Origin of the sequence: Streptomyces sp. GQFP (assembly GCF_021545335.1) — a bacterium.
Taxonomy (GTDB): Bacteria; Actinomycetota; Actinomycetes; order Streptomycetales; family Streptomycetaceae; genus Streptomyces.
The window spans coordinates 6,766,634-6,782,610 of record NZ_CP089312.1 but is presented as its reverse complement, the minus strand read 5'-3'; the positions used below and the strand labels follow the sequence as shown (position 1 = coordinate 6,782,610).

Annotated in this window: 13 protein-coding genes; 8 read left to right on the top strand and 5 right to left on the bottom strand. The window is 69.9% G+C overall.

Annotated features, from left to right (window positions below; translation table 11 throughout):
* Positions 1-26 precede the first annotated feature (26 nt).
* Positions 27-227 carry a helix-turn-helix transcriptional regulator gene (locus LUX31_RS30575; protein WP_019056510.1) on the top strand — a complete coding sequence of 67 codons (201 nt, stop codon included), beginning with the start codon at positions 27-29 and terminating at the stop codon, positions 225-227.
* 152 nt (positions 228-379) lie between these two features.
* Here the strand turns inward: LUX31_RS30575 and LUX31_RS30570 are convergent, their stop codons facing one another.
* On the bottom strand, positions 380-1,423 hold the full coding sequence (locus LUX31_RS30570; protein WP_235478533.1) for a zinc-dependent alcohol dehydrogenase family protein: 1,044 nt from the start codon (positions 1,421-1,423) through the stop codon (positions 380-382).
* 171 nt (positions 1,424-1,594) lie between these two features.
* On the opposite strand from LUX31_RS30570, the gene LUX31_RS30565 reads away from it, so the two are divergent.
* Positions 1,595-1,834 (top strand): heavy-metal-associated domain-containing protein, encoded by a 240-nt coding sequence (locus tag LUX31_RS30565; RefSeq protein WP_235478532.1) that lies wholly within the window; start codon positions 1,595-1,597, stop codon positions 1,832-1,834.
* A gap of 27 nt (positions 1,835-1,861) precedes the next feature.
* Complete coding sequence (locus LUX31_RS30560; RefSeq protein ID WP_235478531.1) at positions 1,862-4,156, top strand: heavy metal translocating P-type ATPase; 2,295 nt, start codon at positions 1,862-1,864, stop codon at positions 4,154-4,156.
* A gap of 695 nt (positions 4,157-4,851) precedes the next feature.
* Here the strand turns inward: LUX31_RS30560 and LUX31_RS30555 are convergent.
* From LUX31_RS30555 to LUX31_RS30545, 3 genes are all read right to left on the bottom strand, one after another.
* Positions 4,852-6,150 (bottom strand): citrate synthase, encoded by a 1,299-nt coding sequence (locus LUX31_RS30555; RefSeq protein WP_235478530.1) that lies wholly within the window; start codon positions 6,148-6,150, stop codon positions 4,852-4,854.
* A 242-nt stretch (positions 6,151-6,392) separates the two neighbouring features.
* Positions 6,393-8,666 (bottom strand): SF1B family DNA helicase RecD2, encoded by a 2,274-nt coding sequence (recD2, locus tag LUX31_RS30550; RefSeq protein WP_235478529.1) that lies wholly within the window; start codon positions 8,664-8,666, stop codon positions 6,393-6,395.
* A gap of 67 nt (positions 8,667-8,733) precedes the next feature.
* Positions 8,734-9,099: a hypothetical protein gene (locus tag LUX31_RS30545; RefSeq protein WP_235478528.1), complete on the bottom strand. Its 366-nt coding sequence runs from the start codon at positions 9,097-9,099 to the stop codon at positions 8,734-8,736.
* A gap of 250 nt (positions 9,100-9,349) precedes the next feature.
* Between LUX31_RS30545 and LUX31_RS30540 the strand changes: the two genes are divergently transcribed.
* From LUX31_RS30540 to rbsD, 5 genes are all read left to right on the top strand, one after another.
* The gene (locus LUX31_RS30540; protein ID WP_235478527.1) at positions 9,350-10,399 is read left to right on the top strand and encodes a LacI family DNA-binding transcriptional regulator; all 1,050 of its coding nucleotides are present in this window, start codon (positions 9,350-9,352) and stop codon (positions 10,397-10,399) included.
* A complete protein-coding gene (locus tag LUX31_RS30535) occupies positions 10,396-11,922 on the top strand; it encodes a sugar ABC transporter ATP-binding protein (protein WP_235478526.1) in 1,527 nt (508 codons plus the stop codon). The genes LUX31_RS30540 and LUX31_RS30535 overlap by 4 nt, the downstream gene beginning before the upstream one ends.
* A complete protein-coding gene (locus LUX31_RS30530; protein ID WP_235478525.1) occupies positions 11,912-13,873 on the top strand; it encodes an ABC transporter permease/substrate-binding protein in 1,962 nt (653 codons plus the stop codon). The genes LUX31_RS30535 and LUX31_RS30530 overlap by 11 nt, the downstream gene beginning before the upstream one ends.
* A 66-nt stretch (positions 13,874-13,939) precedes the next feature.
* Positions 13,940-14,848, top strand: coding sequence for a ribokinase (locus LUX31_RS30525; RefSeq protein WP_235478524.1), 909 nt, complete (start codon positions 13,940-13,942; stop codon positions 14,846-14,848).
* Positions 14,845-15,240: a D-ribose pyranase gene (rbsD, locus tag LUX31_RS30520; protein ID WP_235478523.1), complete on the top strand. Its 396-nt coding sequence runs from the start codon at positions 14,845-14,847 to the stop codon at positions 15,238-15,240. Before LUX31_RS30525 ends, rbsD begins: the two co-directional genes overlap by 4 nt.
* Before the next feature lie 21 nt (positions 15,241-15,261).
* Here the strand turns inward: rbsD and LUX31_RS30515 are convergent, their stop codons facing one another.
* Positions 15,262-15,909, bottom strand: a complete 648-nt coding sequence (locus tag LUX31_RS30515) for a dihydrofolate reductase family protein (RefSeq protein ID WP_235478522.1) — start codon at positions 15,907-15,909, stop codon at positions 15,262-15,264.
* Positions 15,910-15,977: the final 68 nt, after the last annotated feature.

Sequence of the window (15,977 nt, the reverse complement as noted above, 5' to 3'; positions counted from 1 at the left end):
CGTGACGCGCGCAGGGAGGTGCACCGATGACCGACCGACGGCTCTGGTCGTACAAAGAGATCGCCGCACACATCCGCGTCCAGCCGGACACCGTCCGCTCGTACCGCAAGCACGGCCTGCTGCCCCCGCCCGACCATGTGGAGAGCGGGAAGCCCTTCTGGTACGCGGATACTGTGCGGGCGTGGGTCGCGGCGCGGCCGGGGAACCGGGGCCGAAGAGACGACTGAGCAGGGTTTCTTTCGCCCCCGCCGCCCCTACCCGTTCCCATCCCTGGGGGCTGCGCCCCCAGACCCCCCTTGTCGCGCTGAACGCGCTCGTCCTCAAACGCCGGACGGGCTGAAATACCCAGCCCGTCCGGCGGGGGCGAGGTGAATCTGGTTCAGCGCCACGGCTCGATCACCGTCGCCCCCGCCCCCGACGCCGTGCCCATCTCCGCCAGGGCCGTCGGGGATTCCGTCAGGGGGATCGTGGACGTGACCAGGAGGTCCGGGCGTAGTACACCCGCCCGGACCAGTTCCAGCATCGGCGGGTAGGTGTGGGCCGCCATGCCGTGGCTGCCCAGGAGTTCGAGTTCCAGGGCGATCGCGCGGGCCATCGGGACCGGGGTCGTGCCCTCGGAAGACGGCAGCAGGCCCACCTGGACGTGGCGGCCTCTGCGGCGCAGGCTGTTCACCGAGGACGCGCAGGTTACCGGTGAGCCGAGTGCGTCCAGGGACACGTGGGCGCCGCCGCCCGTCAGGTCGCGTACCGCCGCTGCCGTGTCGCCCGTCGTCGCCGCGTTCACGCACTCCACCGCGCCGAACTTCCGCGCCAACTCCAGGGCCCCGGGTGACACGTCCACCGCGACCACCCTCGCCCCGGCCGCCGCCGCGATCATCACCGCCGACAGGCCAACCCCGCCGCACCCGTGCACCGCGACCCACTCCCCCGCCGCCACCCGGCCCTGCTGGACGACCGCGCGGTACGCCGTCGCGAACCGGCAGCCCAGTGAGGCCGCCGTGGCGTAGGACATGCCCTCCGGTACGGCGACCAGGTTCACGTCGGCGTGGTCCAGCGCCACGAACTCCGCGAACGAACCCCAGTGCGTGAACCCCGGCTGGGTCTGCCGCTCGCACACCTGCTGGTCCCCGGCCGCGCACGACGGGCAGCTTCCGCAGGCGCAGACGAAGGGGACCGTCACCCGGTCGCCGGAACGCCAGCCGGTCACTCCGGCGCCGACCGCCTCGACGACACCCGCGAGTTCATGGCCCGGCACGTGCGGCAGCGCGATGTCGGAGTCGTGGCCCATCCAGCCGTGCCAGTCGCTGCGGCACAGCCCGGTGGCCTCGACGCGCACCACGACGCCGTGCGGCGCGGGCACCGGGTCCGGCACCTCCCGTACCTCGGCCGACTCCCCGTACCGCTCGAACACCACCGCACGCATGGGCCCCTCGCCTTCGCAGTCGCCGTCTCTCGTACCGGAGATCTTGCCACTGTCACGAGTGAAGTACCCCCCAGGGGTATAGTAGGGTGAGACTCACAAGGGGCCAGTGGGGTCACAGGGCTTGTGCGCCACGATGACGCCCCCGACGACACTTCGCAGAGGAGCAACGACATGACCGCTCAGACCGACACCCAGGGTTCCGTCACCGCCGTCTACCAGGTGACCGGAATGAGCTGCGGGCACTGCGAGGGCTCGGTGTCGAGCGAGATCTCGGAGCTGGCCGGGGTGACCTCCGTGCAGGCCGTCGCCGCCACCGGTGAGGTCACCGTCGTGTCCGAGGCCCCGCTCGACGAGGCCGCCGTCCGCGCCGCGGTGGACGAGGCGGGCTTCGAGCTGGCCGGCCGGGTCTGACCGTACGGACGGACGGGCGCGGCCACCATGATCAGCACCGGCACCGGCACCCCTATAGCCACTCCCTACGAGGTCGAGCTGGCCATCGGCGGGATGACCTGCGCCTCGTGCGCGGCCCGCGTCGAGAAGAAGCTCAACCGTATGGAGGGCGTCTCCGCGACGGTCAACTACGCGACGGAGAAGGCCAAGGTCTCGTACGCCGACGGGGTCGGGGTCGGCGATCTGATCGCCACCGTCGTGAAGACGGGGTACACCGCCGAGGAGCCGCCGCCACCGGTACCGGTGGCGGCGGCTCCTGCCGAGCGTGACGACGACCCCGAGTTGGGCGCGCTCCGGCAGCGGCTCCTCGTCTCCGCCCTGCTCGCCGCGCCCGTCGTCCTGATGTCCATGATTCCCGCGCTCCAGTTCGACAACTGGCGATGGCTCGCGCTGACGCTCGCCTCGCCGGTCGTCGTCTGGGGCGGACTGCCGTTCCACCGGGCCGCGTTCACCAACGCGCGGCACGGCGCGGCCACGATGGACACCCTGGTGTCGGTCGGTACGCTCGCCGCTTTCGGCTGGTCCCTGTGGGCACTGTTCTGGGGCGACGCGGGCAGAGCCGCGATGCCCGGGATGGACGGCATGGACGGGATGGGGGTGCGGGAGAGTTTTTCGTTCACCGCCTCCCGGGCCGGCGCCGGTGGTGCCTCCGAGATCTATCTCGAAGTCGCCGCCGGAGTCGTCGCGTTCATCCTTCTCGGGCGTTATCTGGAAGCCCGCGCCAAGCGGCGTTCGGGTGCTGCATTGCGTGCGCTGATGCAACTCGGTGCCAAGGACGTCTCCGTGCTGCGCGGTGGGCGTGAAGTGCGCGTTCCCGTGGGTGAGTTGGCGATCGGGGACCGGTTCGTCGTACGGCCCGGCGAGAAGGTCGCCACCGACGGCACCGTCGTCGAGGGTGTCTCTGCGGTCGACGCCTCGATGCTGACCGGCGAGTCCGTGCCGGTCGATGTCGGTGCCGGGGACGCCGTCACCGGTGCGACCGTGAACGTCGGGGGCCGGCTGGTCGTCGAGGCCACCCGGGTCGGCGCGGACACCCAACTCGCGCGGATGGCCCGGCTGGTGGAGGACGCGCAGAACGGCAAGGCCGAGGTGCAGCGGCTCACCGACCGGATCTCCGGGATCTTCGTCCCGGTGGTGCTGCTGATCGCCGTCGGTACGTTCGGGGTCTGGCTCGGGGTCACGGGCGAGACCGTCTCCGCCTTCACCGCCGCCGTCGCCGTGCTGATCATCGCCTGCCCCTGTGCGCTGGGGCTCGCCACGCCGACCGCGCTCATGGTCGGCACCGGGCGCGGGGCGCAGCTCGGCATCCTCATCAGGGGCCCCGAGGTCCTGGAGTCCACGCGCCGCGTCGACACGATCGTCCTGGACAAGACGGGCACGGTGACGACGGGACGTATGACTCTCCAGGAGGTGTACGTCGCCGAGGGCGCCGACGAGAAGCAGGTACTGCGACTCGCGGGCGCCCTCGAACACGCCTCCGAGCATCCGGTCGCGCGGGCGATCGCGGCGGGGGCGGAGGAACGGGTCGGGGCGCTGCCGGAGGTCGCGTCCTTCGAGAACGTGCCGGGGCGGGGCGTACGAGGGCGGGTGGACGGCCACGAGGTGGCCGTGGGGCGGCTCGTGGACGGGCTGTCGGAGCCGCTCCCGGAGGAATTGGCCCGCGCGAAGGCCGAGGCCGAGAGCGGCGGACGTACGGCCGTCGTGGTGGCCTGGGACGGGGTGGCACGCGGTGTCCTCACCGTCGCCGACGCGGTCAAGGAGACCAGCGCCGAGGCCGTGCGCGAGCTGCGCGCTCTGGGGCTCACGCCGGTGCTGCTGACCGGGGACAACCGGGCGGTCGCGGAGGCGGTCGCGAAGGCCGTCGGGATCGACTCCGCGGATGTCATCGCCGAGGTGCTGCCCGAGGAGAAGGTCGACGTCGTACGGCGGCTGCAGGACGAGGGGCGCGCCGTCGCGATGGTCGGCGACGGGGTCAACGACGCGGCGGCGCTGGCGACCGCAGATCTGGGCCTGGCGATGGGTACGGGCACGGACGCGGCGATCGAGGCGAGCGATCTGACACTCGTGCGCGGGGATCTGCGGGTGGCCGCCGACGCCATCCGGCTGTCCCGGAAGACGCTCACGACCATCAAGGGCAACCTGCTGTGGGCCTTCGGCTACAACGTGGCCGCGCTGCCGCTGGCCGCCGCCGGACTGCTCAATCCGATGATCGCGGGGGCCGCGATGGCGTTCTCGTCGGTGTTCGTGGTGACGAACAGCCTCCGACTGCGTACGTTCCGCTGAGGGCAGCCGGGATCTGCCCGAAGTTACCGTGAGTATGCCCAAGTCGTTGTCAAAGAGCCTATGGAGTCCAACGCGAGCCTCACATAAGCTCTTCACAAGGCTCCCGCATCATCCTTACGCTGGGGTCCCGGTCGCGACAACCGGGATCTGGCGTATCCGAAGGACAAATGCGAGAGACGCAGATCACAGTGCTGTGAAGGTAACCATCGAAGGGCTTCGAAGGTCTAAGTTGGCGATGTCAGACAGCGTCTTGGGGGGCGTTGGCTGACGTCTGAGGATGTCTTGGGGGACGTCCTCGGAAATGCGTTGCCGGGACACGTACACCGGGAAGCTTGAGCGGCCCACCCCAGCGTGCGCGTCCCGGCAGACCGCACACAGCAGGAGTGCGACGAGTTTTGCTCGTTCTGCTCAACACAACGGCAGCTTCGGCAGCCTGCATACCAGTGATAGCGAATTCAGGCGCTGTCCTCTCGAACGCCCGGCCGGATCCCGTGGGGGGAATCCGCACCGGGACATGGGAAGGCGCCCTGTACGCCGGCCCGTGGGGGGACCGTCGGCAGGGCGCCTTCCGCTTTGGCAAAACAGGGTCCGCGCGAAGTCAGGCGCGGTTCACCCGCGCCCCAAAGGGGCGCGGGGAACTGCGCGACCAGCCACGACGGACCCGCGGCTTCAGTACCGCACTTCCTGCGGAGCTCTCAGCGCTGCTCTACCGGGACGAAGTCCCGCTCCACCACACCCGTGTAGATCTGGCGCGGGCGCCCGATGCGTGAGCCGGGCTCCTTGATCATCTCGTGCCACTGGGCGATCCAGCCCGGGAGGCGGCCCAGGGCGAACAGGACCGTGAACATCTCCGTCGGGAAGCCCATCGCGCGGTAGATGAGGCCCGTGTAGAAGTCGACGTTCGGGTAGAGGTTGCGCGAGACGAAGTAGTCGTCGGAGAGCGCGTGCTCCTCCAGCTTCAGCGCGATGTCCAGCAGCTCGTCGGACTTGCCGAGGGCCGAGAGGACGTCGTGCGCGGCAGCCTTGATGATCTTCGCGCGCGGGTCGAAGGACTTGTACACCCGGTGGCCGAAGCCCATCAGGCGGACGCCGTCCTCCTTGTTCTTCACCTTGCGGATGAAGGAGTCGACATCGCCGCCGTTGGCCTGGATGCCCTCCAGCATCTCCAGGACGGACTGGTTGGCGCCGCCGTGCAGCGGGCCCCAGAGCGCGGAGATGCCGGCCGAGATCGACGCGAACATGTTCGCCTGGGAGGAGCCGACCAGGCGGACCGTCGACGTCGAACAGTTCTGCTCGTGGTCGGCGTGCAGGATGAGCAGCTTGTCGAGGGCGGAGACGACGACCGGGTCGAGGTCGTACTCCTGCGCCGGCACCGAGAACGTCATGCGGAGGAAGTTCTCGACGTAACCGAGGTCGTTGCGCGGGTAGACGAAGGGGTGACCGATCGACTTCTTGTACGCGTACGCGGCGATCGTCGGAAGCTTGGCGAGCAGCCGGATCGTCGAGAGGTTGCGCTGCTTCTCGTCGAACGGGTTGTGGCTGTCCTGGTAGAAGGTCGACAGCGCCGAGACGACCGACGACAGCATCGCCATCGGGTGCGCGTCACGCGGGAAGCCGCGGTAGAAGTTCTTGACGTCCTCGTGCAGCAGGGTGTGCTGCGTGATCTCGTTCTTGAACACGGCGAGCTCGTCCACGGTCGGCAGCTCGCCGTTGATGAGCAGGAACGCCACCTCGAGGAAGGTGGAGCGCTCGGCCAACTGCTCGATCGGGTAGCCGCGGTACCGCAGGATGCCCTGCTCACCGTCGAGGTAGGTGACGGCGGATTTATAGGCGGCGGTGTTGCCGTAGCCGCTGTCCAGGGTCACCAGACCGGTCTGAGCGCGGAGCTTCCCGATGTCGAAGCCCTTGTCGCCGACGGTGCTGTCGATCACCGGGTAGGTGTACTCGCCGTCGCCGAACCGCAGTACTACAGCGTTATTGGTGTGCTCGCTCACGTCATCCCTCACCGACGTAGTGCCTCTTCTTCGAGGTGCCCTGACTGTCTCTACCATCCCCCATTTGGCGCAGGAGAGTGCACTCGGGGTCGACCATTGGGCCTATTGGCGGCACTCAGTGCCGCCAACCTACTCATCCTGCCCCCCTTCGCCCTGGTTCCGGAAGTCCCCTGTGACCTTTGTGACTCATTTGATCGATCATTTTTCGCGATCGCTCCGACACCGGTCCCGTACCGGTCCCGTTACCCCTGCGACCGCAGTCTGAAATCCAGTGCCGTACAACGCCGTCCCGCCGAAACCGTGCGCACCGCCTGGCCGATCGCCTTGCGCGATCCGACCAGGACGACCAGCTTCTTCGCCCGGGTGACGGCCGTATACAGAAGGTTGCGCTGGAGCATCATCCACGCGCCCGTGGTGACCGGGATGACCACCGCCGGGTACTCGCTGCCCTGGGAGCGGTGGATGGTCACGGCGTAGGCGTGGGCGAGTTCGTCCAGTTCGTCGAAGTCGTACGGCACCTCCTCGTCCTCGTCCGTCAGCACCGTGAGGCGCTGTTCCACCTCGTCCAACGAAGTCACGACGCCGACCGTGCCGTTGAAGACACCGTTCTCGCCCTTGTCGTAGTTGTTGCGGATCTGCGTGACCTTGTCGCCGATCCGGAAGACCCGGCCGCCGAACCGCTTCTCCGGGAGGTCCGGGCGGCCCGGTGTGATCGCCTGCTGGAGCAGCCCGTTGAGGTTGCCGGCGCCCGCCGGGCCCCGGTGCATCGGCGCGAGCACCTGGACGTCCCGTCGGGGATCGAGGCCGAACTTCGCCGGAATTCGCCGTGCGGCCACATCCACGGTGAGGCGGCCGGCCTCCTCCGTGTCGTCCTCGACGAAGAGGAAGAAGTCCTTCATGCCGTCGGTGACCGGATGCTGCCCGGAGTTGATCCGGTGCGCGTTGGTCACGACGCCCGACTGCTGGGCCTGCCGGAAGACCTTGGTGAGCCGGACGGCGGGGACCGGGCTGCCGTCGGCCAGCAGGTCGCGGAGCACCTCGCCCGCGCCGACGCTGGGGAGTTGGTCCACGTCTCCGACGAACAGCAGGTGTGCTCCCGGCGGGACCGCCTTCACCAGCTTGTTGGCGAGGAGCAGGTCGAGCATCGAGGCCTCGTCCACGACCACCAGGTCGGCGTCGAGCGGGCGGTCCTTGTCGTAGGCCGCGTCGCCGCCGGGTTTCAGTTCCAGGAGGCGGTGGACGGTGGAGGCCTCGGCGCCGGTGAGTTCGGCGAGGCGCTTGGCGGCACGCCCTGTCGGGGCGGCGAGGACGACCTTGGCCTTCTTGGCCTTCGCCAGCTCCACGATCGAGCGGACCGTGAAGGACTTGCCGCAGCCGGGGCCGCCGGTGAGGACGGCGACCTTCTCGGTCAGCGCGAGCCGGACGGCCGCCTCCTGCTCGGGGGCGAGATCGGCCCCCGTACGCCCCTGGAGCCAGGACAGGGCCTTGTCCCAGGCCACGTCGTGGAAGGCGGGCATCCGGTCCTCCCGGGTGCGCAGGAGGCGCAACAGCTGGGCGGAGAGGGAGAGTTCGGCGCGGTGGAAGGGGACCAGGTAGACGGCCGTCACGGGCTCCGAGTCGCCGTCGGGGCCGGGCACCTTCTCCCGTACGACGCCCGGGTCCTCGCCCTCCTCCGGGGGTGCCGCGAGTTCGGCGAGGCACTCGATGACGAGGCCCGTGTCGACCTGGAGGAGCTTCACCGCGTCCGCGATCAGGCGTTCCTCGGGGAGATAGCAGTTGCCCTGGTCGGTGGCCTGCGAAAGGGCGTACTGCAGGCCCGCCTTGACTCGCTCGGGGCTGTCGTGCGGGATGCCGACGGACTGGGCGATCTTGTCGGCGGTGAGGAAGCCGATGCCCCAGACGTCGGAGGCGAGGCGGTAGGGCTGGTTCTTGACGACGGAGATCGAGGCGTCGCCGTACTTCTTGTAGATGCGCACGGCGATGGACGTGGACACCTCGACGCTCTGGAGGAAGAGCATGACCTCCTTGATCGCCTTCTGTTCCTCCCAGGCGTCGGCGATCTTCTTCGTGCGCTTGGGGCCGAGCCCCGGCACCTCGACGAGCCGCTTGGGCTCCTCCTCGATGATCCGGAGGGTGTCCAGGCCGAAGTGCTGGGTGATCCGGTCGGCGAAGACCGGGCCGATGCCCTTGACCAGGCCCGAGCCCAGATAGCGGCGGATGCCCTGGATGGTGGCGGGCAGGACGGTCGTGTAGTTCTCGACGGTGAACTGCTTGCCGTACTGCGGATGGGAGCCCCAACGGCCCTCCATGCGCAGGGACTCGCCGGCCTGGGCGCCGAGCAGCGCGCCCACGACGGTGAGGAGGTCGCCCGCGCCCCGGCCTGTGTCGACACGGGCGACCGTGTAGCCGTTCTCCTCGTTGGCGTACGTGATGCGTTCGAGCACACCTTCGAGGACGGCCAGGCGCCGTTCCCCCTGCGCCGTCTGCTTCGGACCGCCGCCCGCCTGATTCGACATGATCCGACGCTACCGCCAGGCACCGACAGTCGGCCGGGGGCTGTAGACGACGCCCACCCGAAGGCCGTCACCCCATGGCGGACTTGACGTGGTCGATCACCCTCCCGAAATCCTCCGTCGGCGAGAACTCCACCAGCTCGCTGTCCTCCAGGGCCTCCGGGACATGGCCGGGCGCCCAGTAGTACGCCTGCCCCGCCTCGTACGTCTCGTCGCCCTCGTCCGTGTGCATCAGGATCCTGCCCTTGAGCAGATATCCCCAGTGCGGGCACTGGCAGGCGTCGCCGGGCAGGCCCTTGAACGCCGGGCCCATGTCCGTGCCCTGCGGCAGGGTCACGTAGCCGACCGAGAAGCCCCCTCCGATCACCTGCGTACGCAACTCCACGCCACCGCCTTCGAGCGCGACGGGGACGTCGCTTCGGGTCGCCGCTGTCATGACTCCTCCACTCCGGTCCGCTCACGGGCCTAGAGGGAACTACTCCGTACGTCCAGCCTGAATCGCCCCGCCCGAGCCCGCGACCGCACACCCAAGACGCCCGGAGGCCGCGCTCACCTGAGCGTCGCGTATCACGATCCGGTATCGGGAATCGGCCAGGGGCTTGATTTACCCGCGTGTAATCGATTCCAATCGGTCTCCAGCGAGTCGTGTAAACGATTCCACGGAACCACAAGGAGGTGGTCCGGCGATGGCGAGCATCAAGGACGTCGCTGCCGAGGCGGGGGTGTCCGTCGCCACGGTGTCGCGGGTCCTGAACGACCATCCGTCGGTCAGCGTCGACGCACGCACGCGCGTGCTGGCCGCCGTCGAGGCGCTGGGCTACCGCCCGAACGCCGTCGCCCGGTCGCTGCGCACCGACCAGACCCGCACCCTCGGCCTGGTCATCAGCGACGTGATGAACCCCTACTTCACCGAACTGGCCCGCTCCGTCGAGGAGGAGGCCCGCGCGCTGGGCTACAGCGTCATCATCGGCAACGCCGACGAGCGGCCCGACCTCCAGGACCACCACGTACGCAACCTCCTGGACCGCCGTATCGACGGCCTCCTGGTCTCCCCCACCGACGGCGGCTCCCCGCTGATGCTGGACGCCGCGCGCGGGGGGACGCCGATGGTGTTCGTCGACCGGTGGATCCCGGGGGTGGACGTACCGGTCGTACGGGCGGACGGGCGCCCCGCGGTGCGGGATCTCGTCTCGCACCTGCACGGGCTCGGTCACCGGCGGCTCGCGATCGTCGCGGGCCCTGCGGCCACCACGACCGGCAGTGAGCGCGTCGAGGCCTTCAGGGAGGCCCTGGCGGAGTACGGACTGCCACTCCCCGACGCCTACATCGGGCAGGGCGACTTCCAGGCCGAGAGCGGCCGCCGGGTGACCGACGCCTTCCTCGATCTGGCCGAGCCGCCCGAGGTCGTGTTCGCGGCCGACAACCTGATGGCGCTGGGCGCGCTGGACGCCGTACGCGCGCGCGGGATGCGTGTTCCGCGGGACATCGCGCTCGCGGCCTTCGACGACATCCCGTGGTTCGTGCACACCGATCCGCCGGTCACGGCCGTCGCGCAGCCCACCGGTGAGCTGGGGCGGGCCGCCGTCCGGGCGCTGGTCGACGTGATCGAGGGGCGGCCCCCGCAGTCCGTGACGCTGGCCGCGCGGCTCGTCGTGCGGCGGTCGTGCGGTGAGCCGCCGCCTCTGGAACCCACTCCCCTGGAAGCGCCCCCCGTAACGAACAGGAGCCAGTCGTGAGCAACCCGGACGAGTTGCTGCGCATCGAGGGCATACGGAAGGCCTTCCCCGGCGTGGTGGCGCTCGACGGCGTCGACTTCGGTCTGCGCCGCGGTGAGGTGCACGTGCTGCTCGGCGAGAACGGTGCCGGCAAGAGCACGCTCATCAAGATGCTCTCGGGCGCCTACACCCCCGACTCCGGCCGGATCCTGGTCGGCGGCGAGGAGGTGCGCATCCATGGCGCGCAGGACTCCGAGCGCCTCGGGATCGCCACCATCTACCAGGAGTTCAACCTCGTTCCCGATCTGACGGTCGCCGAGAACATCTTCCTGGGGCGGCAGCCGCGCCGCTACGGGATGATCGACCGCAAGCGGATGGAGGCCGAGGCCGCCGTCCTGCTGGAGCGGGTCGGCGTAAACGTGTCCCCACGCGCGCGGGTGCGTGAACTCGGGATCGCGCGGCTCCAGATGGTCGAGATCGCGAAGGCGCTGAGTCTGAACGCCCGCGTGCTGATCATGGACGAGCCGACCGCCGTGCTCACCTCCGAGGAGGTCGAGAAACTGTTCGCGATCGTGCGCACCCTGCGCGAGGACAGCGTCGGAATCGTCTTCATCACCCATCACCTGGAGGAGATCGCCGCTCTGGGGGATCGGGTGACCGTCATCCGCGACGGCAAGAGTGTCGGGCAGGTTGCTGCCGATACACCCGAGGACGAACTCGTACGGCTGATGGTCGGGCGGTCCATCGAACAGCAGTACCCGCGTGAGGCCACCGACGCCGGCGCCGCCCTTCTCAAGGTGGAGGGGCTCACCAGGGACGGTGTCTTCCACGACATCGGCTTCGAGGTGCGGGCCGGTGAGGTCGTCGGCATCGCGGGGCTGGTCGGGGCCGGGCGTACGGAGGTCGCGCGTGCCGTGTTCGGCGCCGATCCGTACGACAAGGGGTCCGTGTCCGTCGCGGGTGCCGCCGTGCGCGGGAGCGATGTCGGGGCCGCCATGGCCGCCGGGATCGGGCTCGTACCGGAGGACCGCAAGGGGCAGGGGCTGGTGCTCGACGCCTCCGTCGAGGAGAACCTCGGCCTGGTCACCCTGCGGTCCTCGTCCAAGGGCGGTCTTGTCGACCTCAAGGGGCAGCGCGCCGCCGCCGCGAAGGTCGCCGGGCAGCTGGGCGTGCGGATGGCCGGACTCGGCCAGCATGTGCGGACGTTGTCCGGCGGCAACCAGCAGAAGGTCGTCATCGGCAAGTGGCTGCTCGCGAACACCAAGGTGCTGATCCTCGACGAGCCGACGCGCGGGATCGACGTCGGCGCCAAGGTCGAGATCTACCAGCTGATCAACGAGCTGACGGCCGCCGGTGCCGCCGTACTGATGATCTCCAGCGATCTGCCCGAGGTGCTCGGGATGAGCGACCGGGTGCTGGTGATGGCGCAGGGCCGGATCGCCGGTGAACTCACGGCCGCCGAGGCCACCCAGGACTCCGTGATGGCTCTCGCCGTCAGTACTGACAATGGAACTACTGCTGTGGAGGGCTCCCGTGGCCACTGACACGCTCAAGAGCACGACGGGCGCGAGTGGCGCCACGAGCGGCCTGCGCCGCGTCCTGCTCGACAACGGCGCGCTGACCGCGCTCATCGTCCTGGTCATCGCGATGTCGGCGCTGTCCGGCGACTTCCTGACGACGGACAACCTGCTCAACGTGGGCGTCCAGGCGGCCGTGACCGCCGTTCTCGCCTTCGGCGTGACCTTCGTGATCGTCTCGGCGGGCATCGACCTCTCGGTCGGTTCGGTCGCCGCGCTTTCGGCCACCGTCCTTGCCTGGGCGGCGACTTCGGAGGGCGTACCGGTCGCGATAGCCGTGCTCCTGGCCGTCGTCACCGGCATCGTGTGCGGTCTGGTCAACGGCTTCCTGATCTCGTACGGCAAACTGCCGCCGTTCATCGCGACGCTCGCCATGCTGTCCGTGGGGCGCGGGCTGTCGCTGGTGATCTCGCAGGGTTCGCCGATCGCGTTCCCCGGGTCGGTCTCGCACCTCGGTGACACGCTGGGCGGCTGGCTGCCGGTGCCCGTGCTGGTGATGGTGGCCATGGGGCTCATCACTGCGTTCGTCCTCGCCCGTACGTACCTGGGGCGCTCCATGTACGCGATCGGCGGCAACGAGGAAGCCGCGCGGCTGTCCGGGCTGCGGGTGAAGAAGCAGAAGCTCGCCATCTACGCCCTGTCGGGTCTGTTCGCGGCGGTCGCGGGCATCGTGCTGGCGTCCCGGCTCTCCTCCGCGCAGCCGCAGGCCGCCAGCGGCTACGAGCTGGACGCGATCGCCGCGGTCGTCATCGGCGGTGCCTCGCTCGCGGGCGGCACCGGCAAGGCGTCCGGCACGCTCATCGGCGCGCTGATCCTGGCGGTGCTGCGCAACGGACTCAACCTGCTGAACGTGTCCGCCTTCTGGCAGCAGGTCGTGATCGGTGTCGTCATCGCGCTGGCGGTGCTGCTGGACACGGTGCGCCGCAAGGCGGGCGCGACGACCCCGGTGGCCTCGGGCATCGGCGGTGCCGGGGGCGGCCGGGGCAGGCAGGCGGCGACGTACGGGCTGGCGGCCGTGGTGACCGTGGCCGTCATCGGCGCGACCTCGCTGCTGCACAACGGCGGCTCGGCCTCGGCGACCCCGAAGGTGGGCCTGGCCATCTCCACCCTGAACAACCCCTTCTACGTGTCGCTGCGGGCGGGCGCCCAGGCCGAGGCGGAGAAGCTCGGCGTGGACCTCACCGTCACCGACGCTCAGAACGACGCCTCGCAGCAGGCCAACCAACTCCAGAACTTCACCAGTTCGGGGCTCGACGTGATCGTCGTCAACGCCGTCGACTCGGACGCCGTCACTCCGGCGGCGAAGGCCGTGAACAGGACAGGCATCCCGCTGATCGCCGTCGACCGCTCGGTGAACAACGCCGACAGCGCGTCGTTCGTCGCCTCCGACAACGTCACCGGCGGCAAGCTCGCCGCGAAGGAACTCGCCGAGAAGCTGGGCGGCCGGGGCAAGATCGTGATCCTGCAGGGCATGGCGGGCACCTCCGCGAGCCGGGAGCGCGGCGCCGGTTTCGCGGAGGGGCTGAAGGCCTACCCGGGCATCCAGGTCGTCGCCAGGCAGACCGCCGACTGGGACCGCACCAAGGGCCTGGACGTCATGACCAACCTCCTCCAGGCCAACCCCGACATCGGCGGTGTCTTCGCCGAGAACGACGAGATGGCGCTCGGCGCGATCAAGGCGCTCGGCAGCAAGGCGGGCAAGTCGGTGTCGGTGATCGGCTTCGACGGTACGACGGACGGGCTGAAGGCGGTCGCGAACGGCTCGCTGTACGCGTCGGTCGCCCAGCAGCCCGAGGAGTTGGGGAAGATCGCGGTGGAGAACGCGCTGCGGGTCGCCGAGGACGAGAGTGTCGAGAAGACGGTGATGGTGCCGGTGAAGGTCGTCACGAAGGAGAACGTGGCGGAGTTCGGCGGCTGAGTTCGGCGGCTGGGCGCCGAAGGCAGTGGTCGGCCGGTACAACTGATGTGTATGGGGAGAATGTTCATGTACGACTACGACCTGCTGGTCGTGGGGTCGGCCAACGCCGATCTGGTGACCGTGGTGGAGCGGCGGCCCGCGGCCGGTGAGACGGTGCTCGGTTCCGACCTGGTGGTCCACCCGGGCGGCAAGGGCGCCAACCAGGCAGTCGCAGCGGCCCGGTTGGGGGCCCGTACGGCGCTCCTGGCGCGGGTCGGCAACGACGGTCACGGCCGGCTGCTGCTGGACTCGATGCGGGGTGCCGGTGTCGACACGGTGGGCGTGCTGGTCGGCGGGGCGCCGACGGGGGTCGCGCTGATCACGGTGGATCCGTCCGGCGACAACAGCATCGTGGTGTCGCCGGGGGCCAACGGGCGGCTGGCGGCCGAGGACATCCGGGCCGCGGGGAGCCTGTTCCAGGCCTCGCGGGTGGTGTCGGCGCAGCTGGAGATTCCGCTGGAGTCGGTGGTGGAGGTCGTACGGAACCTGGCTCCCGAGGGCCGGTTCGTACTGAATCCCTCCCCGCCGCGCCCGCTGCCGCGTGAAGTCCTGGCCGCCTGCGACCCGTTGATCGTGAACGAGCACGAGGCCCGGGTGATCGCCGGTGCGGACGCCGAGTTGGGCGACTCGCCGGAGGACTGGGCGAAGACGCTGCTCGCGCTCGGGCCGCGCTCGGTCGTCATCACCCTGGGCGCGGAGGGCGCGTTGGTCGCCGTACGGGCCGGGGAGCGGGTGCGGGTGCCGTCGGTGCCGGTGGAGGCCGTGGACACGACGGGGGCGGGTGACGCGTTCACGGCGGCGCTGGCCTGGCGGCTGGGCGCGGGCGAGTCGTTGACGGAGGCGGCGGCGTACGCGGCCCGGGTGGGCGCGGTCGCGGTGACGCGGGCCGGGGCTCAGGACTCCTTTCCCACGGCTGAGGAGGTCGAGGCTCTATGAAGCGCGGCGGAATCCTGAACCGTCATCTCGCGGGCGCGCTCGCCGAGTTGGGGCACGGGGACGGGGTGCTGGTGTGCGACGCCGGTATGCCGATCCCGGCCGGGCCGCGCGTCGTCGACCTGGCCTTCCGGGCCGGGGTGCCGTCCTTCGCGGAGGTGCTCGACGGGTTGCTGACAGAGCTGGTGGTGGAGGGCGCGACGGCTGCGGCGGAGGTACGGGGAGCGAATCCGGGGGCCGCGAAGCTGCTGGACGGGCACTTTCCCGACGGCGACCTCACGCTCGTCTCGCACGAGCGGCTCAAGGAGCTGTCGGCGGGGGCGCGGCTGGTCGTACGGACGGGGGAGGCTCGGCCGTACGCGAATGTGCTGCTGCGGTGCGGGGTCTTCTTCTGAGGTGAGCTGGATCCGTTGTGTTCAGTTGCTCGCGCGGGTGAACGTCACATGCGTGACCCCGGTGGGCGAGGACGTGGCCTCGACCTCGTAGTCCTTCTCGACGCCCTCCAGGCCGTCCCAGAGGCGTACGCCCCGGCCCAGCAGCACCGGGGCCACCACGACGTGCAGGTGGTCGACGAGTCCGGCGGCGAGGAAGTCGCGGACGACGGTGGGCCCGCCGCCGATGCGTACGTCCTGGCCGTCCGCGGCCTTGCGGGCCGTTTCGAGCGCCTCGGCGGGTGACGTGTCGAGGAAGTGGAAGGTCGTACCGCCCTCCATCTCGATCGGCGGGCGTGTGTGATGGGTGAGGACGAAGGTCGGTGTGTGGAAGGGCGGGTTGGGCCCCCACCACCCCTTCCAGTCCGGGTCCTCGTGCCAGCCGGGCGGGCCGAACTTCCCGGCGCCCATGATCTCGGCACCGATCCCGGGTGCGAACTGCTGTGCGAAGGCGTCGTCGGTGCCGCCGGTCCCGCCGGACTGACCGGTCATCTCGTGCCAGAACCTGGTGGTGAACATCCACTGGTGGAGCCTCTCGCCGGCGTGGCCGAACGGCGCGTCACGGCTGAGCCCCTCACCGGTACCGAAGCCGTCGAGCGAGATCGTGAAGTTGTGGACGCGGGCGAGTGACATGGCTGACGCCTCCCTGGCTGGCCGCTGCCGCTCCAGTCTCCTCGGACCGCCGGGTCATGCGCCACCGG